The 23,014-nt window shown below is 48.5% G+C and carries 23 protein-coding genes and 3 tRNA genes; 19 read left to right on the top strand and 7 right to left on the bottom strand.

Annotated elements, in window-relative coordinates:
- Positions 1–1,773 (top strand): SLC13 family permease, encoded by a 1,773-nt coding sequence (locus GVJ32_RS02440; RefSeq protein WP_159238443.1) that lies wholly within the window; start codon positions 1–3, stop codon positions 1,771–1,773.
- Position 1,774: 1 nt separating this feature from the next.
- Here the strand turns inward: GVJ32_RS02440 and GVJ32_RS02435 are convergent, their stop codons facing one another.
- Together GVJ32_RS02435 and GVJ32_RS02430 are read right to left on the bottom strand one after the other, a co-directional pair.
- Positions 1,775–2,119: a hypothetical protein gene (locus tag GVJ32_RS02435; protein WP_159238442.1), complete on the bottom strand. Its 345-nt coding sequence runs from the start codon at positions 2,117–2,119 to the stop codon at positions 1,775–1,777.
- A 149-nt stretch (positions 2,120–2,268) separates the two neighbouring features.
- Positions 2,269–2,344, bottom strand: a tRNA-Asn gene (locus tag GVJ32_RS02430).
- A gap of 190 nt (positions 2,345–2,534) precedes the next feature.
- On the opposite strand from GVJ32_RS02430, the gene uvrB reads away from it, so the two are divergent.
- The 16 genes from uvrB to GVJ32_RS02350 all read left to right on the top strand — a co-directional run bounded on the left by uvrB (position 2,535) and on the right by GVJ32_RS02350 (position 17,345).
- Complete coding sequence (uvrB, locus tag GVJ32_RS02425) at positions 2,535–4,559, top strand: excinuclease ABC subunit UvrB (RefSeq protein WP_159238623.1); 2,025 nt, start codon at positions 2,535–2,537, stop codon at positions 4,557–4,559.
- Between the two features lie 163 nt (positions 4,560–4,722).
- A tRNA-Val gene (locus GVJ32_RS02420) sits at positions 4,723–4,799 on the top strand.
- Between the two features lie 304 nt (positions 4,800–5,103).
- The gene (locus GVJ32_RS02415) at positions 5,104–5,487 is read left to right on the top strand and encodes a thermonuclease family protein (RefSeq protein ID WP_159238441.1); all 384 of its coding nucleotides are present in this window, start codon (positions 5,104–5,106) and stop codon (positions 5,485–5,487) included.
- 46 nt (positions 5,488–5,533) lie between these two features.
- On the top strand, positions 5,534–5,812 hold the full coding sequence (locus GVJ32_RS02410) for a DUF1488 family protein (protein WP_159238440.1): 279 nt from the start codon (positions 5,534–5,536) through the stop codon (positions 5,810–5,812).
- Between the two features lie 138 nt (positions 5,813–5,950).
- The gene (thrS, locus tag GVJ32_RS02405) at positions 5,951–7,876 is read left to right on the top strand and encodes a threonine--tRNA ligase (RefSeq protein WP_159238439.1); all 1,926 of its coding nucleotides are present in this window, start codon (positions 5,951–5,953) and stop codon (positions 7,874–7,876) included.
- 2 nt (positions 7,877–7,878) lie between these two features.
- On the top strand, positions 7,879–8,415 hold the full coding sequence (gene infC / locus GVJ32_RS02400; RefSeq protein ID WP_159238622.1) for a translation initiation factor IF-3: 537 nt from the start codon (positions 7,879–7,881) through the stop codon (positions 8,413–8,415).
- A 56-nt stretch (positions 8,416–8,471) separates the two neighbouring features.
- Entirely contained in the window at positions 8,472–8,666 is a 195-nt protein-coding gene (rpmI, locus tag GVJ32_RS02395; protein ID WP_008247190.1) for a 50S ribosomal protein L35, read from the top strand.
- Positions 8,667–8,697: 31 nt separating this feature from the next.
- The gene (gene rplT, locus GVJ32_RS02390; protein ID WP_159238438.1) at positions 8,698–9,054 is read left to right on the top strand and encodes a 50S ribosomal protein L20; all 357 of its coding nucleotides are present in this window, start codon (positions 8,698–8,700) and stop codon (positions 9,052–9,054) included.
- Positions 9,055–9,219: 165 nt separating this feature from the next.
- Positions 9,220–10,236, top strand: a complete 1,017-nt coding sequence (pheS, locus tag GVJ32_RS02385; RefSeq protein WP_159238437.1) for a phenylalanine--tRNA ligase subunit alpha — start codon at positions 9,220–9,222, stop codon at positions 10,234–10,236.
- A 65-nt stretch (positions 10,237–10,301) separates the two neighbouring features.
- Complete coding sequence (pheT, locus tag GVJ32_RS02380) at positions 10,302–12,665, top strand: phenylalanine--tRNA ligase subunit beta (protein WP_159238436.1); 2,364 nt, start codon at positions 10,302–10,304, stop codon at positions 12,663–12,665.
- A 4-nt stretch (positions 12,666–12,669) separates the two neighbouring features.
- A complete protein-coding gene (ihfA, locus tag GVJ32_RS02375) occupies positions 12,670–12,972 on the top strand; it encodes an integration host factor subunit alpha (RefSeq protein WP_103685879.1) in 303 nt (100 codons plus the stop codon).
- Positions 12,953–13,309, top strand: coding sequence for a MerR family transcriptional regulator (locus GVJ32_RS02370; protein WP_159238435.1), 357 nt, complete (start codon positions 12,953–12,955; stop codon positions 13,307–13,309). The genes ihfA and GVJ32_RS02370 overlap by 20 nt, the downstream gene beginning before the upstream one ends.
- Positions 13,310–13,352: 43 nt before the next feature.
- Positions 13,353–13,429: transfer RNA gene (locus GVJ32_RS02365), tRNA-Pro, on the top strand.
- A 381-nt stretch (positions 13,430–13,810) separates the two neighbouring features.
- Positions 13,811–15,559, top strand: coding sequence for an ATP-binding protein (locus tag GVJ32_RS02360; protein ID WP_159238434.1), 1,749 nt, complete (start codon positions 13,811–13,813; stop codon positions 15,557–15,559).
- 3 nt (positions 15,560–15,562) lie between these two features.
- The gene (locus GVJ32_RS02355) at positions 15,563–16,522 is read left to right on the top strand and encodes a response regulator (protein WP_159238433.1); all 960 of its coding nucleotides are present in this window, start codon (positions 15,563–15,565) and stop codon (positions 16,520–16,522) included.
- Positions 16,523–16,547: 25 nt separating this feature from the next.
- Positions 16,548–17,345, top strand: a complete 798-nt coding sequence (locus tag GVJ32_RS02350; protein WP_159238432.1) for an energy transducer TonB — start codon at positions 16,548–16,550, stop codon at positions 17,343–17,345.
- A 22-nt stretch (positions 17,346–17,367) separates the two neighbouring features.
- Here GVJ32_RS02350 and GVJ32_RS02345 read toward each other — a convergent pair whose 3' ends face one another.
- Together GVJ32_RS02345 and GVJ32_RS02340 are read right to left on the bottom strand one after the other, a co-directional pair.
- On the bottom strand, positions 17,368–17,640 hold the full coding sequence (locus GVJ32_RS02345) for an EscU/YscU/HrcU family type III secretion system export apparatus switch protein (RefSeq protein WP_159238431.1): 273 nt from the start codon (positions 17,638–17,640) through the stop codon (positions 17,368–17,370).
- Complete coding sequence (locus tag GVJ32_RS02340) at positions 17,637–18,953, bottom strand: flagellar hook-length control protein FliK (protein WP_159238430.1); 1,317 nt, start codon at positions 18,951–18,953, stop codon at positions 17,637–17,639. The genes GVJ32_RS02345 and GVJ32_RS02340 overlap by 4 nt, the downstream gene beginning before the upstream one ends.
- Positions 18,954–19,133: 180 nt before the next feature.
- Here GVJ32_RS02340 and GVJ32_RS02335 point away from each other — a divergent pair, with 180 nt between their 5' ends.
- Positions 19,134–19,616 carry a glutathione peroxidase gene (locus GVJ32_RS02335; RefSeq protein ID WP_159238429.1) on the top strand — a complete coding sequence of 161 codons (483 nt, stop codon included), beginning with the start codon at positions 19,134–19,136 and terminating at the stop codon, positions 19,614–19,616.
- Positions 19,613–20,080: a MarR family winged helix-turn-helix transcriptional regulator gene (locus GVJ32_RS02330; RefSeq protein ID WP_200841304.1), complete on the top strand. Its 468-nt coding sequence runs from the start codon at positions 19,613–19,615 to the stop codon at positions 20,078–20,080. Before GVJ32_RS02335 ends, GVJ32_RS02330 begins: the two co-directional genes overlap by 4 nt.
- A gap of 64 nt (positions 20,081–20,144) precedes the next feature.
- Here GVJ32_RS02330 and GVJ32_RS02325 read toward each other — a convergent pair whose 3' ends face one another.
- Genes GVJ32_RS02325 through GVJ32_RS02315 form a run of 3 tightly spaced genes read right to left on the bottom strand, consistent with a single transcriptional unit; the run spans position 20,145 to position 22,954 of the window.
- Positions 20,145–21,521, bottom strand: a complete 1,377-nt coding sequence (locus tag GVJ32_RS02325) for an NAD(P)(+) transhydrogenase (Re/Si-specific) subunit beta (RefSeq protein ID WP_159238428.1) — start codon at positions 21,519–21,521, stop codon at positions 20,145–20,147.
- On the bottom strand, positions 21,521–21,811 hold the full coding sequence (locus tag GVJ32_RS02320; RefSeq protein ID WP_159238427.1) for an NAD(P) transhydrogenase subunit alpha: 291 nt from the start codon (positions 21,809–21,811) through the stop codon (positions 21,521–21,523). The genes GVJ32_RS02325 and GVJ32_RS02320 overlap by 1 nt, the downstream gene beginning before the upstream one ends.
- A gap of 9 nt (positions 21,812–21,820) precedes the next feature.
- Positions 21,821–22,954, bottom strand: a complete 1,134-nt coding sequence (locus tag GVJ32_RS02315; RefSeq protein ID WP_159238426.1) for an NAD(P) transhydrogenase subunit alpha — start codon at positions 22,952–22,954, stop codon at positions 21,821–21,823.
- Between the last annotated feature and the right edge of the window lie 60 nt (positions 22,955–23,014).

Genomic DNA, 23,014 nt, shown 5'->3' with positions numbered 1-23,014 from the left:
ATGTTCACCCTTGATGCATGGGTTGCCCTTAGTGTTATTGCGGGTTGTTTGCTGGCTTTAATTTTTACTCGACGGCCGCCGGATATGATCTTGTGTGGCGGTGTTGTGGTGCTTTTACTTGCCGGTGTTTTGTCGCCCAAGGAGGCCTTAGCGGGTATGGCCAATGAGGGGATGGTCACCGTCGGGGTCTTGTTCATTGTTGCTCAGGCATTGTCTGAAACCGGCGTTGTAAATTGGATATCACTGAACGTGTTAGGCCGGCCTAAATCGGTTCGTTTGGCGCAGTTTCGACTGATGGCGCCGGTGGCGATATTCAGCTCTATATTAAATAACACGCCTGTTGTAGCGATGATGATTCCCGCTGTGCGGGATTGGGCAAAGCGCAATAATTTGCCAGTCTCGCAGTTGATGATTCCTTTGAGTTATGCCGCTATTGTAGGTGGCACATGTACCTTGGTGGGTACCAGTACCAACTTGGTTGTAAATGGCATGATGATTGATGCATTGCCGGGGCAGGCGCTTGGTATGTTTGATATCGCTTGGGTTGGTTTGCCGTGTGTTGTCTTGGTTGCCGCATTTACAATTATTACTAGTCGATATTTGTTGCCAACCAGTAACGGTAAGGCTGAGCGTTTCGGTGATACACGGCAATATATTGTGGAAATGTTGGTTGAGCCTCATAGCCCGATGATTGGCCAATCGATAGAACAAGCTGGGTTGCGACAATTGCCGGCGATGTTCTTGATTGAAATTGTTCGCGATGAACGCCTTATGACGGTGGTGTCGCCAAAAGAAATTTTGATGGATGGTGATAGGCTTATTTTTGCCGGCGATGTGCGTTCGGTTGTTGACCTTAAAAACTTCCATGGCCTTAGATTGGCAGAGGACCAGGCGTTTAAGTTAGGTGATAATAATTTATCGCGTTGCTTGGTCGAAGTGGTGATATCGCCTAATTTCCCCCATTTAGGCCGAGTTATTCGCGAAATGCGTTTTCGTAATAATTACGGCGCGGCAATTATTGCCATTTCTCGTAACGGCGAGCATTTGAAGGGCCGAATTGGCGACTTAGAGTTAGAGCCAGGTGATACCTTATTACTTGAAGCGTACGAGGATTTTGTTCCCAATCAGCGTTACTCCCGTGATTTCTTGCTGGTAAGTGCCATTGAAAATTCGCGTCCTGTGCGGCATGAGCATCGTGGTCGTGCCGGTATTATTATGATCGCTATGGTGCTGGTCGTTGCTATTGGTTGGTTGTCAATGTTGAAAGCGGCGTTTTTGGCTGCGGGGCTCATGGTCGCAACACGCTGTATTCGAGCCGCTGATGCGCGCCGGAGTGTTGATTGGCAGATATTGTTGGTAATAGCGGCTTCTATTGCCCTTGGCGGCTCTTTGGAATCTACGGGCGCGGCTTCAGTCATTGCCAAGCAAATAATTGGATTGGCTGCGGGTTCGCCCATGGCAACCTTGGCTGCAATTTTCATTGTAACGGCGCTGTTTTCTGCGGTGATTTCAAATTTGGCGGCGGCGGTGATTGTATTTCCGATAGCCTTGGCTGCGAGCCAGCAGCTTGACGTAAGTATGCTGCCGTTTGCGGTTACTTTAATGATGGCGGCGTCAGCCAGTTTTGCGACGCCGATTGGTTATCAAACTAATTTAATGGTGTATGGGCCAGGGGATTACCGATTTAGTGATTTCTTTAAAATCGGCATACCGCTCACGGTGATCGTTGGGGTTGCAACGGTACTTATCGCGCCAATGGTTTGGCCATTTTAATTTATTTGCATTGACGTTCGGCGAGCTGCGACCACTGGTTGTGGCTTCGCAGTTCATCTTGGTCGACGATAATGAGTTCTACTTTTTGGCTGCCGAAGCCGTTAGAGTTGAGAAAATCGCACACTCGCTTGGCATACTTTTTTTCATTTATCGTGTTTTTGGCAACCGCGATTAGCAGTGTGTTGTGCTTTACCCAAATTGCATCACTGCCAGGGAATCCTGCAGATCCTTCTAGAGCGCGTTCAATTTTTTTATGAGCGGAGCTAAAGTCTCGCGTTTGGCCGTGGCAAACCCCGCTTAAAAGCAGTGTAATAATAATCGCACTGAAGCTTAGCTTGGCCTTCATAACGTAATTCCAAATTAATTTCGACGTTGTTTGTACGTGTAAGGTGTTTATGGCGTGGAGGCAGTATAGCTTGAGTGGAAATGTAAAGCGGCACTTTATGTAGGGCATAAAAAAGGGCCTATGTTTTCACATAAGCCCTTCTCTATATATGGCTCCACCTGCTGGGCTCGAACCAGCGACCCAATGATTAACAGTCATTTGCTCTACCAACTGAGCTAAGGCGGAACAGCTTTAACAGCTGAGGCCGCGCATATTAAGGATGTTTCTTAGGGTCGTCAACCCCTGATGAAAAAAATTCTTGTTTTGGTGATTTTATGAGCAATTTCCAAGGTTTAGCATCTTTGTAATGAGCGGGCTTGTTTTGCTGCGAGCTACTGGGCGCGTTAATATGGGGATTTTTGTGGCGGGCAGTTTTATGAGTAAGCCATTTCAGGTGGTGTCGAAGTTTGCTCCTGCGGGAGATCAGCCTGCAGCAATTGCCGGCCTGATAGAGGGTGTAAATGCGGGCTTACATGCCCAGACCTTATTGGGCGTCACGGGTTCAGGTAAGACCTTTACTATTGCTAATGTGGTGGAAGCGTTGCAGCGCCCGACTATTGTGATGGCGCCAAATAAAACCTTGGCAGCGCAGCTTTATGGTGAGTTTAAGGAGTTTTTTCCGAATAATGCCGTCGAGTATTTTGTTTCTTATTACGATTACTATCAGCCTGAGGCGTATGTTCCCGCCTCAGATACGTTTATAGAGAAAGACGCATCTATTAATGATCATATCGAGCAAATGCGTTTGTCGGCAACTAAGGCGCTCATGGAGCGCTCAGATGCCATTGTTGTCGCGTCGGTGTCAGCCATATACGGTTTGGGTGATCCTGAACAGTATTTTAAAATGATTCTTCACTTAGTGCGTGGCGAGCGTATTGATCAGCGAAAACTTTTGCGTCGTTTAGCTGAGTTGCAATATACCCGCAACGATATCGCCTTTCAGCGCGGAACGTATCGTGTTCGTGGCGACGTGATTGATATTTTTCCTGCGGAGAGTGATAAAAATGCGGTCCGCGTAGAGTTGTTTGACGACGAGATTGATTCAATCACTGGCTTTGACCCGCTCACAGGGGAGTCTTACGGCAAGTATCCACGTATTACGATTTACCCGAAAAGCCATTACGTAACACCTCGAGAAACGCTATTGAAGGCGGTTGATTTTATTGAGGCGGAGTTGCTTGAGCGTTTAGAGCAATTGCGGAGTAACGAGCTACTGGTCGAGGCGCAGCGCTTAGAGCAACGTACTCGTTATGATATCGAGATGATTCGCGAGCTGGGCTATTGCAATGGAATTGAAAATTACTCGCGCTATTTGTCCGGTCGTGATCCTGGTGAAGCACCCCCTACGCTTTTTGATTATTTGCCTGAAGATGCCTTGGTTGTTATCGATGAATCACATGTCACCATCCCGCAAATAGGCGCTATGTATAAGGGCGATCGGTCGCGGAAGGAAACCTTGGTGCAATACGGTTTTCGTTTGCCGTCTGCTCTGGATAATCGGCCGATGCGCTTTGAGGAATGGGAGCGTTTGGTGCCACAAATTATTTTGGTGTCGGCAACCCCAGGAAATTACGAGGCAGAAACTTCTGCTCGTGTGGTGGAGCAGGTAGTTAGACCAACGGGCTTGATCGATCCGGAAATAGAAGTGCGTCCAGCCAGTGCGCAGGTAGATGACTTGCTGTCGGAAATTGGTTTGCGCACTGCGGTGGGGGAGCGGGTCCTTGTTACCACTTTGACTAAGCGTATGGCAGAAGATCTCTCGGAGTATTTAGATGAGCATGGTGTGCGAGTTCGATACTTACATTCGGATATAGATACCGTCGAACGGGTTGAAATTATCCGTGATCTCAGGTTGGGCAAATTTGATGTATTGGTGGGAATTAACCTGTTGCGCGAAGGTTTGGATATGCCGGAGGTGTCCTTAGTTGCGATATTGGATGCAGATAAAGAGGGATTTTTGAGGTCTGAGCGCTCGCTAATTCAAACCATTGGTCGTGCTGCACGAAACCTAAACGGCAAGGCGATTCTCTATGGTGATCGAATTACAGGCTCAATGCAGCGTGCTATTGATGAAACCGAGCGGCGTAGGAATAAGCAAATTGCCCATAATCTGAAAAACAATATTACGCCTGTCGGTGTTTTGAAGTCGGTAGCTGACATTCTTGATGCTGGTGCAATACCGGGTTCTAAGAAAAAGCAGCGTGGCGATACGCGAAAAGTAGCTGAGCCATCGGGGGACTATTTGCTGGACGCGGAAACTATGTCGAACGCCGAGCTAGCAAAACTTCTGAAAAAGCTAGAGCAGGATATGCAGCGGCATGCCAAAAATCTCGAGTTTGAGGCGGCGGCAAACGTAAGAGATAAATTGTCGGAGATTAAACAGCGATTCTTTACTAGTTAGGTGTGGGCCTTATAAAACTCGGCGAAGTCCTTGTGCTACTCAAAAGGCATGATTATAATGCGCGTCCTCTTTAGGTACGCGGCTCCGCTAATTGGTGTTAGTAGCTATAGGGGCTGTAAAGCAGGTTGTCCATCAATTTGCAAAACTGCCAGCACGTCTTAGTACGACCGTAGCTCAGTTGGTTAGAGCACCACCTTGACATGGTGGGGGTCGGTGGTTCGAATCCACTCGGTCGTACCAATTTCTTTTAAGTTCAAGTTTAGGTTAGGGTTGCTAAATACCCAGTCTAAATATTGATCTTTGCATAGTTTGTTGTCTTTGAAAAAGTCTATTTTCGCTGCTGGGGCTTGCGATTCACCGAGGCGCTTCTTTTCAGCTAGCTGCTATACTCGTACCTAATTATCTATTACTCAGCCGGCTTCGGAAAAGGGATTCCCGACTTGCTTTTTAGTTCGTTAAAGTCGGGGTTACCTAAATTAAATTTGCTCAAGTTAGTTCGAGTTGTATTCGTAAATTCACTGGTTTCTTAGTTGCTTTCTTTTTAATGGCAGGCCTTGGTGCGGCTGAGTTTGGTGACGCGCGGGTGGCTGTTGTGCGCACAATTTACGATGGAGATACCTTTCGAGTAAATATTGCTGGCTGGCCTGCTGTGGTCGGTGACAGCATGCCGGTACGTATTAAGGGCATTGATACACCGGAGTTACGTGGCAAGTGCCAGCTTGAAAAAGATGCAGCCCGTGCGGCTAAGCAGTTTTCGGTGAGGCGGCTTCGAGAAGGGCGCGTAATAGAGCTTAGATCTATTGAGCGTGATAAATATTTTAGATTATTAGCTGAGGTATGGATTGACGGGGTAAGCCTAGGTGATCAATTGATTAATAATGGGTTTGCTGTGTCATACGATGGCGGCACCAAAGTGGTTTGGTGCTGAGCGTGTGGCCCGCATAAAAACTTAATCGGTGAATTTGGAGCGGTCTGTGGAATTTGAAAGTACGGCGATCTGGGATGACAAGTTTAGCGGTGTGAAGTTTGCCGGCTCTATTGGTGGTAAGCGCTATATGTTTGCTATATCTAGGGCGGCGCTCATAGATTTTTTCCAAACGGCAGATACCAAGGAGCAGGCCTTGCTGAATTTTGAGGAAAATCGATCGCGTTTTGAGCGTTTGGCTACACGGCGAGTCGTTGAAGAAAAATTGCCCCATGATGATGGCCCGGTTGTCATTACCTATTTAATCTGTATTGAATACCAGCTTTAGTTAATTATTACGTATTGCCTTTGCTTGCAGCTCTGCTTTGTAAACCTCATAATGGGCGGCTTAAATCTCTATAGTTTTCAACACGCTATAATCACTCACGTGACCTTTCGTAGGGGTCACCACTGAAAGGAAAATACCATGCCGGTAATTACCCTTCCCGACGCGAGTCAGCGCGTATTTGATCATCCAGTTTCTGTGGCCGATGTTGCCATGGATATCGGTCCAGGTTTAGCTAAGGCCGCCTTGGCTGGCCGTGTTAATGGCAGGCTAGTTGATACCAGCTATGTTATTAACGATGATGCTGAGCTTGGTATTATCACAGAGCGTGATGATGACGGTGTTGAGGTTATTCGCCATTCCACCGCGCATTTATTGGCAATGGCGGTTCAGGATTTATTCCCTGGTGCACAAGTGACTATTGGTCCGGTAATAGAAGACGGTTTCTATTATGACTTCGCTTATGAGCGCGCGTTTACGCCAGAAGATCTAGAAAAGATCGAGGCCCGCATGACCGAGTTGTCGGCGGAGGATTTATCTGTGTCACGCGTGGTAATGAGCCGTGAAGATGCGGTGAAAGCATTTAGTGATTTGGGCGAAGAGTACAAAGTCGAAATTATTAAGGACTTGCCTGGCGATGAAGATATTTCAGTTTACAAGCAGGGCGATTGGATGGACTTGTGTCGCGGTCCTCATGTGCCAAGCACCGGCAAATTAAATGCATTTAAGCTGACTAAAGTTGCAGGCGCCTACTGGCGGGGCGATCAAGCCAACGCTATGTTGCAGCGTATATACGGCACCGCGTGGGGTAATAAAAAGGCCTTAAAAGCGTATTTGAATCGCATTGCAGAAGCTGAAAAGCGCGATCACCGTAAAGTCGCTAAAAAGCTTAACCTGTTCCATATGCAAGAAGAGGCCCCGGGCATGGTGTTTTGGCACCCTAAGGGCTGGAGTATTTATCAGGCTATTGAGCAATATATGCGCGATAAGCAGCGCAAGCATGATTATCAGGAAATTCGTACGCCGCAGGTGGTAGATATTTCTCTGTGGGAAAAATCTGGTCACGCAGACAAGTTCAGTGATGGCATGTTTACACTCACCGCCGATGAGCGTGACTTTGCTGTTAAACCTATGAACTGCCCCTGCCATGTACAGGTGTTTAACCAAGGTTTACGCAGCTACCGCGATCTGCCTTTGCGTTTAGCGGAATTTGGCTCTTGTCATCGCAACGAGCCGTCTGGGTCGCTGCATGGCATCATGCGAGTTCGTGGCTTTACTCAAGATGATGCACATATTTTCTGTACCGAAAATCAGATCCAGCCAGAAGTTGCGTCGTTTATTGATTTTCTACACGAGGTCTATGAAGACTTCGGCTTTACTGAAGTGATTTATCGCCTTTCTACTCGCCCAGAGCAGCGGGTGGGTAGTGAGGAGGATTGGGATCGTGCTGAGCAGGCCTTGGCGTTGGCGCTCGATAGTAAAGGTTTGCCTTGGGAGATGTTGCCGGGTGAGGGTGCGTTCTACGGTCCTAAGATCGAATTTTCATTAAAAGATTGTATTGGTCGAGTATGGCAGCTGGGTACGATTCAAGTCGATTTCTCAATGCCTGGTCGTCTTGGTGCGCAGTATGTGGATGAATCTGGTCAGCGCCAAACGCCGGTCATGTTACATCGTGCAATATTGGGTTCCTTCGAGCGCTTTATCGGTATTTTGATCGAGCATTACGAAGGGGCATTTCCAGTGTGGTTGGCACCAGTTCAGGCTGTGGTTTGTAATATTACGGACAAACAGGCGGAATATGTCACTAAAGTGCAAGATTTATTGCGAGATAGTGGCTTTAGAGTCGATGCGGACTTGAGAAATGAGAAGATCGGCTTTAAAATCCGCGAGCACACAATTCAGAAGGTGCCGTTCTTGTTTGTTGTAGGTGACAACGAGGTCGAAACCCAGACTGTTTCGGTACGTGCACGTAGTGGCGAAGATTTGGGCTCAGTATCAATTAGTGAGCTCAGTAAACTCCTCGCAGACAGCGTAGCTAAACGCAGCCGCGCAAATTCGGAGAACTAGCAATTAAACGCGATAACGCAAAAGGGCGCAGCAAAAGAGCGCCGATAAACGAAGAAATTGAAGCTAATGAAGTTCGCTTGATCGATGCAGAGGGCAACCAAGTTGGCGTTGTTCCGCTTGCAGATGCGCTCAAGGCTGCGCAAGAAGCGACATTAGACTTAGTTCAGATCACAGATTCAGATCCAATCGTCTGTAAAGTGATGGACTACGGAAAACATGTTTTCGAGGCCAAAAAGCAGCAAGCTGCGGCCCGAAAAAACCAGGTTCGAACTCAGGTTAAGGAAGTAAAATTCCGCCCGGGTACGGAAGATGGGGACTATCAGGTAAAACTACGCAACCTGACACGTTTCCTTGAACACGGAGATAAAGCCAAGGTAACTCTGCGTTACCGCGGTCGTGAGATGGCCCACCAGGAATTGGGTATGCAGCTGTTGAAGCGGGTTGAAGAAGACCTTGCTGAATTCGGTTCTGTAGAACAATTTCCGAAAATGGAAGGTCGTCAATTGACTATGGTCATTGCTCCGAAAAAGAAAAAGTAGCGAGCTCTTAGGGCCTACTTGATTTAATTTACATTGAGAATGCGGAGTATCTAACGATGCCAAAACAAAAAGTACACAGCGGGGCGGCAAAACGCTTCAAAAAAACCGGTAGCGGATATAAGCGTAAAAGCGCTCATAAAAGCCACATCTTGACCAAGATGACCACCAAACGTAAGCGTCAATTACGTGGTACTAGTGCTGTCCATAAGTCGGACAAGGTTCTAGTAGACCGCATGTTGCGCGCCATCTGATAAACGTCATCGAGATTAAGAGGAATATACTATGCCCCGCGTAAAACGTGGTGTGACCGCACACCGTCGTCATAAAAAGATTCTAAAGCAAGCCAAAGGTTACTACGGCGCTCGTTCACGTATTTATCGTGTTGCGAAACAAGCGGTAATTAAAGCAGGTCAATATGCTTACCGTGACCGTCGTGCCAAGAAGCGTGTATTCCGCGCATTGTGGATTACTCGTATCAATGCAGGATCACGTGCTAATGGCTTGAGCTATAGCCGTTTGATTGCTGGCTTGAAAAAGGCTGAAATCGGTTTAGACCGTCGCGTATTGGCTGATCTAGCTGTGCATGACAAAGAAGCATTTGCTGTTATCGTAGAACGCGCGAAATCAGCCTTAGCTTAAAAAGCGAATGACTGTCGCGTGGCGGTCATTATGCTTGGCTTTACTATAGGGAAAGGGCTAGCGCCCTTTCCCTATTTTGTTTTTAAGACACTAATTTAAGTCACTGCTGTTTAGATTTTTTGAGCTAAATAGCTGTGGCAGCGGCGCAGAGATTGGGAGCGCGGAATGGAAAATCTTGAAGGCTTGGCGGCTGAGGCTGCGGCAAAAATCAGTGCCGCAATAGACGCACAGACGCTGGATCAAGTACGAGTAGAGTACCTTGGTAAAAAAGGTCATATCACGGCGCTATTAAAAGGGCTTGGTTCTTTATCGGCAGATGAGCGGCCGGCGGCCGGCGCTGAGATTAACCGCGTTAAAGAAGCGCTGTCAGATCAAATATCAGAATCTAAGCAGCGCTTAGATCAAGCGGCTGTTGATGCGCGTCTTGAAGCTGAAAAAATTGATGTTACGCTATCGGGTCGAGGTCAACATGCCGGTGGGCTGCACCCGGTTACTCGTACGATCGAGCGGATCAGTGCATTTTTTGAAAGCATTGGTTTTGAAGTTGTTGAAGGCCCCGAGATTGAAGATGACTATCATAATTTTGAAGCCCTAAATATTCCCGCGCACCACCCCGCACGAGCAATGCACGATACATTTTACGTTGATGAATCAACGGTGTTGCGCACGCATACCTCGCCGGTACAAGTTCGCGTTATGGAGAGCAGTGAGCCTCCTATGAAACTGATTTGTCCTGGTCGGGTTTATCGCTGTGATTCAGATTTAACGCACACCCCGATGTTTCATCAGGTAGAGGGTTTGTTAATCAGCGAAAACAGCAGTTTCGCTGATTTGAAAGGCATGCTTGAGTCGTTTTTACGTAGCTTTTTTGAAAAAGAGCTGAGTGTTCGATTCCGGCCGTCCTATTTCCCGTTTACTGAGCCCTCGGCCGAGGTGGATATACAATGCGTGATGTGTGGCGGAGAAGGTTGTCGAGTATGTAGTCACACCGGCTGGATCGAAATTCTAGGCTGCGGCATGGTTCATCCAAGCGTGTTTGAAGCGTCTAATATCGACGCTGAGCGGTTTACTGGCTTTGCCTTTGGTCTTGGGGTGGAGCGTCTTGCGATGCTGCGCTATGGCGTGAATGACCTGCGATTATTTTTTGAAAACGATCTGCGTTTTCTCGGTCAATTTAAGTAAGCGAGTTTCGGTACGGATGATTTACTGAAGCGTGTGTTGCCCAAAAGTTTTTAGACGGAAAGAATATGAAATTCAGTGAGCAGTGGTTGCGAGAGTGGGTAAGCCCAGACGTGGATACCGAGCAATTAGCCGCGCGGTTGACCATGGCCGGCTTGGAAGTAGATGCGATTGATCCGGTTGCGGGTGTTTTTAGCGGTGTAGTAGTGGCCGAAATAATTGCTGCGGAACCTCACCCAGACGCTGAAAAGCTACAGGTCTGCAGGGTCAGTAATGGCGCTGAAGAGGTTCAGATTGTGTGTGGCGCAGCGAATGCGCGTCCTGGGATAAAAATCCCTTTGGCGACACTGGGTGCGGTATTGCCTGGCGATTTCAAAATTAAAAAAGCTAAGCTTCGTGGTGTGGAATCTTTTGGCATGCTGTGTGCCGAGCAGGAGTTGGGGCTGGCAGAAAAATCAGATGGTTTGATGGAGTTGCCCGCGGATGCGCCGCTGGGCGAGGATATTCGTAGCTATTTGAATTTAGACGACGCGGTTATCGAGCTGGGTTTAACGCCCAACCGTGCAGATTGTTTAAGTGTTCGCGGTATTGCTCGCGAAGCGGCGGTGTTAAGCGAGCTACCTTTTGTTGAGGCGCCGCTAGCAGAGTTCGCCTCAACCATTACGGATGTGCTGCCTATCACGGTATCTGCGACTGAAGACTGCCCTCGCTATATTGGGCGGGTTATTCGTAACGTGGATGTGTCGAAGCCTAGCCCGCTGTGGTTGCAAGAAAAGCTTCGTCGCTGCGGGCTGCGTAGTATTGACGCCGTGGTTGATGTGACCAATTTCATATTGTTGGAATTGGGCCAGCCCATGCATGCCTTTGATTTAGATAAAATTCAGAGTGGTATTGTGGTGCGTCATGCACAGGCAAATGAAGTGCTTACCTTACTTGATGGCCAAACTATTGAGATTCGCGAAGGCTCGTTACTGATTGCTGATGAGACGAAGCCTTTGGCGTTAGCCGGTATTATGGGTGGTGAACCGTCCTCAGTAACCAATGCCAGTCAGCACCTATTCTTAGAGGCAGCATTTTTTGCGCCAGATAAAATTGCCGGTCGTGCGCGATCTTATGGTTTGCATACGGACTCCTCTCATCGCTTCGAGCGTGGGGTTGATTTCGAATTACCTCAGCGTGCCATTGAGCGCGCGACAGCACTGATTATTGAAATATGTGGCGGTGAGGCTGGGCCAATTAGTTGCATAGATGGCCTGATGCCAGCGCGTGAACCTATAACTCTTCGCGAAAAACGTATTGAGAAATTGCTTGGGATGGCAATAGCCGCCGACGTAGTGGAATCAATTTTACGTGGATTGGGTATGGCGGTAAGTGTTGTAGAGGGGGGCTGGAGCGTCACTGCGCCCAGCTGGCGTTTTGATATCAGTATTGAAGTGGATTTGCTTGAAGAGCTGGCAAGAGTCTATGGCTATAACCGTTTGCCGGTGACGCCAATCCACGATTCGCTGACCATTCAAGCGGCGCCAGAAAGTCTTCGTGGTATGCCTCAGCTTCGTCAGCAATTGGTAGCTCGGGGCTATCAAGAGGCGATTACTTACAGTTTTATAGATCCAGCAATGCATCAGGCGATGGCCGAGGGCGAAGAGGGGGTTGAATTGCTCAACCCAATATCTGCTGATATGTCGATTATGCGGACGAGCTTACTGCCGGGTCTGATCAAAACGGCAATGCATAATGCTAAACGTCAGCAAGCACGCATACGCTTATTTGAATCGGGGCTTAGATTTTTGAAATCCGATACCGGATTAAAGCAAGTGCCGACCTTGGCAGCCCTGCTAACCGGCCGTCGCGAGCCAGAAAGTTGGAGTGAGAGTGGCGAATTAGTCGATTTTTATGATCTGAAGGCTGATTTAGAGAGCCTGCTTTCAGTGTCAGCCAGCACGATTTCTTTTGCAGCCGCTAAAAATGTTGCGCTGCACCCCGGGCAGACTGCCGATGTCTATTGTGATGGGCAGCGTATCGGGCGTATCGGCGCGCTTCACCCCAGCCTTCAAGCAAAGTGGGACTTTGTTAACCCGGTATACTTGTTTGAAGTGGATCAGCAGCCCTTACTTGAGCGCAAAGTGCCAGTTTTCTCGGAGTTGTCTCGCTATCCTGAGGTGCGAAGAGACTTGGCCTTATTGGTCGATCGTCAGTTGGCGGCAGAGGATGTCTTACAGACGGTTAGAAAATCAGCTGGTGAATATCTGAGTGACTTGAAGCTATTTGATATTTATCAGGGTAAAGGCATTGATCCTGAACGAAAAAGTTTGGCGCTGGGCTTGACCTTCCGTCATTCATCGCGCACCCTAAACGAAGAAGAGGTGAGTCAATCGGTGGAAGCCGTAGTACAAGCCTTGCAGGAGGCATTTGGCGCAAGTTTAAGGAACTAGTGTGATGACGTCCCTCACCAAAGCAGAAATGGCTGAACGACTATATGAAGAGCTTGGCTTTAATAAGCGTGAGGCTAAAGAGCTCGTTGAACTGTTTTTTGAGCAAATTCGCCACTGTTTGGAAAATAACGAACAGGTAAAAATCTCCGGCTTCGGAAATTTTGATCTTAGGGATAAAAGTCAGCGTCCCGGACGTAACCCCAAAACCGGTGAGGAGATCCCTATTTCTGCTCGCCGCGTTGTTACGTTTCGGCCCGGACAAAAACTAAAATCCAGGGTAGAGGACTATGCTGGAACCAAGTCATAACGATGAATTACCCCCCATACCGGGAAAGCGTTACTTCACTATCGGTGAAGTAAGCGAGTTATGCTGTGTTAAACCTCATGTTCTGCGTTATTGGGAGCAGGAATTTCCGCAACTAACGCCAGTTAAGCGCCGTGGAAATCGACGTTATTATCAGCATCAGGATGTGCTGATGATTCGGCAGATCCGAAGCCTGCTTTATGAGCAAGGTTACACCATTGGCGGCGCTCGACAACGTATGTCTGGCGATACTGCTAAAGATGAATCGTCGCAAACTCGCCAAGTTATCCGGCAAATGCTGAGTGAGCTTGAAGAAGTCGCGAAACTCCTGAAAAGATAGTTCACTCAAACAATTTCTTGGGGTATGATGCAGCCCCTTAAATCGGGGCGTAGCGCAGCCTGGTAGCGCACCACACTGGGGGTGTGGGGGTCGCAGGTTCGAATCCTGCCGTTCCGACCAAAAATTAAGAGGGAGTTCAGCCGTTCGCTGATTCCCTTTTTTTTCGCCAGATACTCCTCAATTCCATATTCAGTTTATGTCTTATTTCGCGGCCTACTTGTGACGATAGGCTAGCCGGCTTAACTGTATACGCAATGGACGATTAAGTCTTTCGGCTAAGTGACTGTATTATCAATCATATTGTGATATTTCGTTTTTGTTAAATACTAGACATTTCCACTGGCAGCTTTTATTCTTCGCCTGATATAAAAAAACATAAAAAGATATTCTGGGTGTTTACTTCGGTACGTTACTTGTCGTTTGAGCAGCTTTACTAGGTGGTCGAGAAAACGTCAACGTAGCATATAAAATAATAAGAAGACTTTTATGGTTCGAGTGGGTGTGTCTCTCCGCGTTTCGCGGGGCTTTTCAATTCAGCGATTTGTCGCTTTGCTTGCGGTTCTATTGGCCTTGAGCTTGATCTCCTTTTTGCTGTGGAAAACGCTGCGAAACCCTTTAGAAACGGGCCTACATATAATTCGTTTAGAGCAATTTGATGCGGCAGCTAAGGCTGATGCCGAGCTTAATCTTCAAATCGCTCGTGGCCGCTTATCACTTGATTCCGGTGCTCAGCAGTTGGAGTTGGCGCGGGATCGCTTTACAGTGGCTCAAAGCGCGCTCAGCAGTGGTCAGGCGAGTTTAGCTGGCCTGTCGCCTGTTATTGACTCGTCGCTTGAGCAATATAATGCGCAGGCCTCGGCGAAACTCAGTGTATTAAATGACTATTCGGCAAAATTAGCCCGTTTGTCGCAGCATTTTTCGGTCTTGCGTGTTGCTGGGATTTCACTTTTGAATGCTCCCTCCGTGAATGCATCGGAAGAGTTGCGTGAAAATGTGATGTCGATTTTGCGTGAGTCGACTGCCTACGGAATTCAATCTGAAGCCACCAACGGTGGTTATATTGATGAGTTAGGTCGAAAGATTGTGGCAGCTGAAGAGCAGTTAGAGAGCGACGCAGAAAGAGGGGCGCTCCGGCATTTGCTAGCCACCGTTGATTCCTTGCGTGAGTCGGCAGACCAGCTTCAGGTGTTCGTCGCAAAGTTTGATAGCTTGCCTACTGGGGCTGCCCTTTACGATTTGCGTAGTTCTTACGAAAATCACTACCACGGTTTGCAAACAACAGCGCGAAATTACCGGCAAACATTGGCGGTGTACGCGGTAGCCTTGTTGCTGGCATTTGGGGTGATTGCGGTGCGTTTGCGTTCTAGTTTCTCGGCGCTGGATAGCTTGAACAGTGAGTTACAAGATTCAAACGTGAACTTGGAAAAGATAGTTGATAAGCGTACCCAAGCGCTTAGTAAGGCCTTAGATGATTTAAAAATGCAGCAGGGGCAGTTGATCCAGTCAGAAAAAATGGCTTCCCTCGGGCAAATGGTTGCGGGGGTCGCGCACGAAATTAATACACCTTTAGGCTATGCCTCCAGCAATGTCGAAATTGTTCGAGAATCTATGCAGGCCATGGATGGTGCGGTGGACGCAGAAAGTATGGCAGAGTTTGACATGTTGCTGGCAGACACTGAATACGGTTTAACGCAGATTGCTGAATTGGTGATGAGTCTTAAGGATTTTAGCCGTGTAGATCGGTCTCAATCGCAGCTCTTCGATTTGAATGAAGGCATTGAAACCGCGCTTAAAATTTGTAATAGCCAGCTTAAAGATGGCGTGAAAGTGACACGTATGTTTGCTGATCTGCCTCAGATTAGCTGTGCGCCATCACAATTAAACCAAGTGTTTCTTAATTTGATTACCAATGCTGCTCAAGCGATGGATGGTAAAGGGCAAATTTGTATTCGTACTAGCCTTAAAGAAAACGATGTTGAAGTCGCTATTAGCGATACCGGCAGCGGTATGGACGAGGAAACCCGCGCCCATATTTTTGAACCTTTTTTCACCACTAAGCCGGTAGGGAAGGGTACTGGGCTCGGTTTGTCTATTGTGTTCCGGATTATTGAGGATCACGGCGGGACGATTCGAGTTGAATCAGAGTTAGGTAAAGGAACAGAGTTTTTCATTCGATTGCCGGTGGCTGGTATCAATAAGGGGCCGGATAGTCTAGCGGAGCAAGATGTGGTCTTGCTGGGAGATGCGTAAAGTATGGAAACGAACGTAAGTAGCCCGTCTGAAGAATCTCGTGCGCGGATTTTATTTGTAGATGATGAGCCGCGAATTCTTATCGCATTGAAAGCGCTCTTCAGGCGAGATTACGACGTGGTGACGGCGGCGTCTGGCGAGGCCGCGCTGGAAATTCTTCGCCAAGGTGATGTCGACGTTGTGGTGAGCGACCAGCGCATGCCTGAAATGACGGGGGTGGAAGTGTTGCGCAAGGCTAAGGATTTGCGCCCGCGCGCGATTCGCGTGCTATTGACCGGTTATTCAGATTTGAGCGCAATATTGTCTGCCATTAATGATGGGGAGATTTTCCGTTTTATTAATAAACCTTGGTCTAATGTTGATTTGCGCTCAACGATTGCGGCGGCTGTAAAGGCGTCTGCAGTAGATTTTGTTAGTGAGGCGGCGGCGCCTGAAGAAGATTTAACGGCCCGTGTTCACGTTCCAGGTGTTGATGATGTTGGCACTTTGATTCTGGATGATGACGAGGCAACGCGTACCACCTTGCAGCGTGTATTGGGGCGTGAGCGCGCGGTGTATACCGCAGCTAATTTAGACGAAGGCTTGGATTTGTTAGAACGCCATAAAATTGGCGTCATTATTACTGAGATCGCTGTGGGAGGCGAGGTCGTTACCGACCTATTGAGTGCCTTACGTCAGCACCATCCAAGTTTGGTGGCAATAGTGCTCACGGGAAAATCTGATGCAGAGCAGGGCATTGACCTTATTAATCGAGGGCAAATATATCGTTTTCTTAGCAAGCCAGTGAGCGAGGGTTTGTTGCGGGGGAGTGTCAATTTGGCGATGCGTCGTTTTGAAATATTACAAAAGCATCCGGCCCAAACTCTGCGAATTGCTGCCGAGGCTACATCGCCACCGCCACCAGAGTCTGATCGCCGGGGGATGTTCCAGCGTATTGGACGATTATTTGGTTTGACGGCGTGAGGAATCTTTTAAAGGGAGTTGCCGAATGAATAATGCGATAGGCGCGGTAGATCGCAAGCAGGGCATGGCCCAGTCTGCGGAGTCAGTGATTGCGATTGCCTTGTTGTGTGTATGTGCGGCGGCTGGCTTGGCTGCGTGGTTGCTGTCTGGGGATGACTTACCGACAATTGCTGCGGACAAAAGTGATATTGCCAAGGTGGCATTCGTTCAGGGCGATGAGCGCCTTCAATCAGAAGAGCAGGCGGTGCTTGCGGAATGGCAGCGCCGACTAGATGGTGAATTTAGCCAGCGCGAGCAAAATTTACGTCAGCAGGCGCAGTTAGCAACTATGCAGCAGCAGTCTGAAGCTTTGGCAATGGCGCAAGCCTCGGCGGAGGCGGCGGCCCGTGCGGCAGAAGTGGCTGAGGCACGAGCCTTAAATGCCGAAAAAGAGCGCCAGCTGGCTTTGGCTAAGGTTCGTGAGCGTGAGGCACCAGCTCAGGTTGTTGATAAGCCGGCTTCGGTGGCTAATAAGACAGCTAACGACGGGGTGGCGGCAATTGCTACCGTGCCTGCAAGTATCGATTGGAATAGCTGTGCTAGACCTGAATACCCTGAAGAATCTGTACGATTTGGGCAGCAGGGTACGGTGACGATGTCGTTTACTGTTGATGCTGAGGGCAAAGCCAGTGATGGCAAGGTGGTTGAGACTAGCGGTACACGTCGTCTTGATTACCGTGCTCTTTCGGCGCTGTCACGCTGTGATTTTGAGCCTGAGCGGGTGAATGGTAAGCCCGTATCGTCGCTTGCGCAGGTGCGGTTTACCTGGAAGCTGACGAGATAAGCAATTAGAACTCGATTTTTAATCACCAATCTACTGGCGTTTTGTCTTTTAAGCGATAGGCGAATGCGATGACCTCGGCAACGGCAATATACAGCTCTCTTGGTATTTCGTTGTCGAGTTCGACTCGTGATAGTAGCTCGGTAAGTTGGCTATTCTGGTAAATCGGAACATCGTATTGAGTGGCAATTTCGAGTATTTGGTGCGCAATATCCCCTTCACCTTTAGCGCTTACCAAAGGTGCATTATAGCCGTCATAGTGTAATGAAACGGCAATTTCCCCCGGTTTGCGACTCATGCCTGCGTGTCCAAGAGCGTTTGTGGATAAAGCGATGGTGTATTCTCTGATATTGGCTCGGCACTGCACTGAATACTTTGGGTAGGAACGCCTTGTGCGGATAAGCGCTCTTCAAGGTCGTGACGTTGCGCGTTTATTAGTGCCATTGTTTCTGGTTTATCCGTGCTGAAACGAATATCTAGGTTTGGTGCTTGGCTAATGCGTGCTTTTAGCGGGCCGAGTCCAGGTAGATCGAAACTTAAATTTATTATCCAGTTGTGTTGGGGCTTGTCGCTACAGGAAGCTGCCTTCTCTTGGTTTTTATGTTCATCTTCCGTTTGAGTGGGTTTATAAAACTGAAGCTGCCAAAGGTCAGTGCCATCGTCACTACGTACCGGTAGTTCGATCATAAACTGGGTTTGATGCTTGTCGTTTTGCTGCAAAAACTGTAGTTGATGTGATTCTTGTCGTGCCAAGGAACCTCGCACGTCACGGAGTAACTGCTGCAATACTTCGGTATTAGAATCGCTATCAATGATGCTTATGGGTTGCCGGCCTTGAGCGTGCAGCTGTCCCGGCAATTCCTGCATTTTCGTGTTGTTTACCGAGTTGTCGACGTAGCTATTGGTTGCAATCGATTTGTTTGCTATTGGGGTGGGTGGTACTGATGCTGCGCGTGTGAGGGGGGCGTACTCGCGGGGCAGCTGAAGGGGTTTGTCGTCGACCTTAGGGCCGCTACGATTGGATGATTCTGAAAGCGGTTCATTGCCTAGTTGTTGGCTAAGTTGCTGATTAAGTCGTAATAGGGCGCGTTTAATATCTCGAGATGGTGCTTCGCCTTTGTTCAACTGACTTTCAAGGAATAGCCCGCTTTGTAATATTGCTTGGCGTAACTCATTTGGGTTACTAGCTTGGGCCTTGCTGGGTAATGTACTTAAAAATTCGTCGATTAATGTTGTTAGGGCTGGTGATGTTGCGCGTGCATTTACGGCGCTAAGAGCGCTTAGTAGCTGGGTTGTGCTTTGTTGTTGCGGTAGTGTTGTGCGTAACTGCTTGCTAATGAAATTGGCGTCAGCTTTAAGGATCAGAAGCTGTGGTCGTTGTTTGTGATCTTTACCAGTGACCTGGAGTAGGAGTTTTTCTCCGTGACGAAGTGCGGTTTGGCTTTCTGCCATCATTCTTAAGTTTCCAGAGGCGAGTTCATAGAGGTGGTCTGCGCGCTGACCGACAACAACCGCGCTTAGCACGCGATCAATCGCTAATACCGGTGCGGGACCTGATGGCCGGTTAAGTGCCGCTGGCTGGGTGGCGAAGCTGGGGTTAATAATGACCATATAGGCTCTGGTGTTAACGGTTAGGTTTCTTCCTCTTATACCTTATCGGCATTAAGCTGCCTTCCTTTAATTGAAATTTATATCGTACAAGATATAGTTGTGTGAGATGTAAATTATTGTTTTAATGTCGCAAGGCAAGTTATTTGCTGTATCCAGCTAAATTTACGTATGGGGATTAACATGACAACACTTTATGATTTTGAGATATCAAGCCTGCAAGGCAAGCCTTTAGATTTATCTGCCTATAAAGACAAGGTTGTATTAGTCGTCAATACGGCGAGTAAGTGCGGTCTAACGCCACAGTACGAGGGTTTGCAGGCTCTATATGAAAAATATCAAGACAAGGGCTTGGTGATACTGGGTGCACCTTGTAATCAGTTTGCGAACCAAGAACCTGGTGATGCGAATACCATTGAAGGAAGCTGTTTGATGAATTACGGGGTGAGCTTTCCGATTACAGAGAAAATTGATGTGAATGGGAAGAGCGCCCATCCCTTATTTGCATATTTAAAAAAGGCGGCGCCAGGCACATTAAGTAATGCCGTAAAGTGGAATTTCACTAAATTTCTTATTGGCAAAGATGGTGTGGCAATTAAGCGATTTGCGCCAACGACTAAACCAGAGAATATGGTTGCGGACATCGAGGCTGCGTTAGCGGTATGAGTGCCAAGCTTAGCAACTTGATGCCGCCGCAGCTGCAATTAGATAATCAGCTGTGTTTTCCTTTGTATGCGGCATCTAGAATGATCACTCGACTGTATCAAGATAAATTGGCGCCACTTGGATTAACCTATCCTCAGTACATTGTGATGATGATTCTGTGGGAAAGTGCGCCATGTGCGGTGAAAACGGTTGGTGAGCGAGCATTGCTCAATACCAATACCCTCACGCCATTGCTGAAGCGCTTGGAGCAGCAGGGGTTAATTATGCGGCGCAGAGATACCGTAGATGAGCGTGTTGTAGTGCTGTACCTTACTGAGCTAGGTCGTGATTTACGTGATGACTGCGAGTGTGTTCCAGAGGCTTTGCTGAATAAGTTGGCGGTTGATGAGAGTGACTTACAGCAACTTAAGGAGGTCTTGAATCGCTTGCTGCCGGTTTTGAGTGCGGGAGTGGAAGAGGCTTAACATTGTACCTGTCAAAAAAACGGGCTCCCTAGGGAGCCCGTTTTCGTTTTCAGCTAAGCGGGGCTTAGCTGAACGCTTTAATGATGTTACCTAGCATTTCTTTTGCGTCGCCAAACAACATCCGAGTGTTCTCTTTAAAGAACAGCGGGTTGTCGATACCAGCAAAACCAGACGCCATAGAGCGCTTCATAACGAATACGTTGCGAGCCATGTCCACGTTAATGACGGGCATGCCGTAAATTGGGCTGCCTTCCATTTCACGTGCTGCAGGGTTAACCACGTCGTTGGCGCCGATAACAATCGCCACATCGAAGGTTTCCATGCGTGGGTTAACCGCGTCCATTTCCAGCAGTAAGTCATAGGAGACGTCGGCTTCTGCAAGCAGCACGTTCATATGGCCAGGCATACGGCCTGCAACGGGGTGAATGGCGTAAACCACTTCTGCGCCATTCTTTTCTAGTAGCTCTTGCAGTTCTTTTACCACGTGCTGTGCTTGTGCAACCGCCATACCGTAACCGGGTACGATAACGACGCTAGCGGCAGCTTCAAGTACGTAGTAGGCATCTTCTGCGGTCATGGCCTTGGCTTCGCCTTCGATCTTAGCCGCTGTGCCGCTAGCCGAAACGGCGCTGAAACCGCTGAACAATACGTTGCTCAATGAACGGTTCATGGCCTTACACATAATCTGGGTCAGGATGATACCGCTGGCACCAACCAGTGCGCCGGCTACGATTAAGATAATGTTGTTGATCGCAATACCTGCCGCACAAGCCGCTAGACCTGAGTAGCTGTTCAGTAAGGAAATAACCACGGGCATATCGGCGCCGCCGATAGGAATAACCAACATAATACCCAGCAGCAGAGACAGGCCAATAACCAAATACAAGTAGATGGAGGTGGCTGGGCCAGTGCTAAGAGTAAACATTACCGCAGATACGATGATCGCGATGATCAGAAGAATGTTGAATACGCGTTGCCCGCCAAACACTATGGCTTTGCCAGAGATACGCTCGCTGAGCTTGCCCCATGCCACCATGCTGCCAGAGAACGTGACACCACCAATCAATATCGATAGCACGATAGTGATGAGTACAAAGGTGTGGGCATCATGCATATCATACAGTGCAGCCCAGCCCACGAATAAGCTGGCAACGCCACCAAAGCCGTTGAACAGCGCAACCATTTCCGGCATGCCGGTCATTTCGACGCGGCGCGCAACTAATGCACCGATAGCGCCGCCGACCACAACACCGGCGAGAATCCACTTGAAGTCAATAATGCTTTGGTCGAGTAGGGTCACGATCACCGCAATAAACATACCCAGTGCAGACACTAGGTTACCTTTACGGGCGGTTGCTGGTGAGCCCAGCATTTTTAGGCCAAAAATAAACAGGACGGCCGCTACCACATAGGCCATATTAACCAGTAATTCGATACCCATTACTTAGCGCCCCCTTTCTTCTTGAACATGGCCAGCATGCGGTCGGTAACCATATAGCCGCCGATCACATTGATGGTTGCCATCGCAACAGCGACGGTGCCAAGAATTGTGGCAAGGGTAGAGTGCTCAGCGCCGGCTGAGGTCAGGGCGCCGACCAAGGTAATACCCGAGATCGCGTTAGACCCTGACATTAGTGGCGTGTGCAGGGTTGCAGGGACTTTATTGATCAGCTCAAAGCCTAAAAATATAGACAGCATTAAGATGAAAGCCAAAAAGACAGCATTTTCCATCATCTTCTCCTAGTTAATCAGGTTTTTAATGGTTTCGTTAACGATCTCGCCGCCGTGGGTAATAACACAGCCTTGTAGAATATCGTTTTCCATGTCGATAACCATTTTCTTGTCATCGCCGTTCCAGCCTTCATCAACAAGATTGAAGAGGTTGGATGAGTACATTTGGCTGGCATCGCGGCTAACAAAGTTAGACCAGTTGCCGTCGCCGATAATGGTTACACCGTCTACAACGACGGTTTTACCGGCGACTGAGCCTTCAACATTGCCGCCACTCTCGGCAGCCATGTCGACAATAACAGAGCCAGGTTTCATGCCCTTGATCATGTCGCTGGTCACTAGCACCGGTGGTTTGCGACCAAACAGCTGGGCTGTGGTGATCACGATGTCGGATTCTGCAATTTGCTTTTTTTGACCTTCAAGCTGCAGCTTCATTTGCTCTTCGGTCAGGGCAAGGGCGTAACCGTCTTTGGTTTGGCCGGTTTCACCTAGATCGATATCTAGGAATTTACCGCCCAGTGAGCGTACTTGCTCGGCAACAACCGAGCGGGTGTCAAAGGCAACCACTTTAGCGCCAAGGCGTTTGGCGGTCGCAATCGCTTGCAGGCCAGCGACACCGGCACCGATGATGAAGGCAGTAGACGGCTTCAAGGTGCCGGCAGGTGTCATCATCATGGGTAGGATGCGGGGCAGTCTGGTGGTGGCAAGCAATACCATCACGTAACCAGCCAAGCTCGCTTGCGAACTCAGTGCATCCATCTTTTGCGAGCGGGTAGAGCGTGGAATCATTTCCATGCTGATTGCGCTAACACCGCGATCACGGAATGCCTTGATCAAGCTGTGTTCGTTAAATGGATCCAGGTAGCTAATGTGAATGCAGCCGGATTTCATCTGTCCAATTTCGTCCAGTGTCGGCTTGCTGATACGTAAAATAATATCGGCATTGGCCAGTACGGCGTTGCGGTCAGCAATAACAGTGGCGCCAGCGTCGGTGTATTCCGCGTCGCTAAAACCGCTGCCTAAGCCCAAGCCTGCTTCGATTTGAATCGTTGCGCCGGCCCTGATTAGCTTTTTGGCATCTGTCGGAATAATCGCTACGCGGTTTTCACCACTCGCGAGTTCTTTTGGGATTCCTATGAGCATCTTTGTAGATCCATTGTGGTTAACAATTTGGTTTTGGGTAAAACGGCCTAGGATATTACA

It is taken from the genome of Zhongshania aliphaticivorans, assembly GCF_902705855.1.
Lineage (GTDB): Bacteria > Pseudomonadota > Gammaproteobacteria > Pseudomonadales > Spongiibacteraceae > Spongiibacter > Spongiibacter aliphaticivorans_B.
Note: the sequence above shows the minus strand (reverse complement) of the source record. Positions and strands in the feature narration are given on the sequence as shown.

Coding starts and splice junctions, on each gene's coding strand:
- GVJ32_RS02415 (WP_159238441.1), top strand. CDS start 5,104: ATGGCAGGCCTTGGTGCGGCTGAGTTTGGTGACGCGCGGGTGGCTGTT.
- ihfA (WP_103685879.1), top strand. CDS start 12,670: ATGACGTCCCTCACCAAAGCAGAAATGGCTGAACGACTATATGAAGAG.
- rplT (WP_159238438.1), top strand. CDS start 8,698: ATGCCCCGCGTAAAACGTGGTGTGACCGCACACCGTCGTCATAAAAAG.
- GVJ32_RS02350 (WP_159238432.1), top strand. CDS start 16,548: ATGAATAATGCGATAGGCGCGGTAGATCGCAAGCAGGGCATGGCCCAG.
- GVJ32_RS02315 (WP_159238426.1), bottom strand. CDS start 22,954: ATGCTCATAGGAATCCCAAAAGAACTCGCGAGTGGTGAAAACCGCGTA.
- thrS (WP_159238439.1), top strand. CDS start 5,951: ATGCCGGTAATTACCCTTCCCGACGCGAGTCAGCGCGTATTTGATCAT.
- uvrB (WP_159238623.1), top strand. CDS start 2,535: ATGAGTAAGCCATTTCAGGTGGTGTCGAAGTTTGCTCCTGCGGGAGAT.
- GVJ32_RS02435 (WP_159238442.1), bottom strand. CDS start 2,119: ATGAAGGCCAAGCTAAGCTTCAGTGCGATTATTATTACACTGCTTTTA.
- GVJ32_RS02330 (WP_200841304.1), top strand. CDS start 19,613: ATGAGTGCCAAGCTTAGCAACTTGATGCCGCCGCAGCTGCAATTAGAT.
- GVJ32_RS02370 (WP_159238435.1), top strand. CDS start 12,953: ATGCTGGAACCAAGTCATAACGATGAATTACCCCCCATACCGGGAAAG.
- GVJ32_RS02325 (WP_159238428.1), bottom strand. CDS start 21,521: ATGGGTATCGAATTACTGGTTAATATGGCCTATGTGGTAGCGGCCGTC.
- GVJ32_RS02335 (WP_159238429.1), top strand. CDS start 19,134: ATGACAACACTTTATGATTTTGAGATATCAAGCCTGCAAGGCAAGCCT.
- GVJ32_RS02355 (WP_159238433.1), top strand. CDS start 15,563: ATGGAAACGAACGTAAGTAGCCCGTCTGAAGAATCTCGTGCGCGGATT.
- pheS (WP_159238437.1), top strand. CDS start 9,220: ATGGAAAATCTTGAAGGCTTGGCGGCTGAGGCTGCGGCAAAAATCAGT.
- pheT (WP_159238436.1), top strand. CDS start 10,302: ATGAAATTCAGTGAGCAGTGGTTGCGAGAGTGGGTAAGCCCAGACGTG.
- GVJ32_RS02345 (WP_159238431.1), bottom strand. CDS start 17,640: ATGAGTCGCAAACCGGGGGAAATTGCCGTTTCATTACACTATGACGGC.
- GVJ32_RS02320 (WP_159238427.1), bottom strand. CDS start 21,811: ATGGAAAATGCTGTCTTTTTGGCTTTCATCTTAATGCTGTCTATATTT.
- rpmI (WP_008247190.1), top strand. CDS start 8,472: ATGCCAAAACAAAAAGTACACAGCGGGGCGGCAAAACGCTTCAAAAAA.
- GVJ32_RS02340 (WP_159238430.1), bottom strand. CDS start 18,953: ATGGTCATTATTAACCCCAGCTTCGCCACCCAGCCAGCGGCACTTAAC.
- GVJ32_RS02440 (WP_159238443.1), top strand. CDS start 1: ATGTTCACCCTTGATGCATGGGTTGCCCTTAGTGTTATTGCGGGTTGT.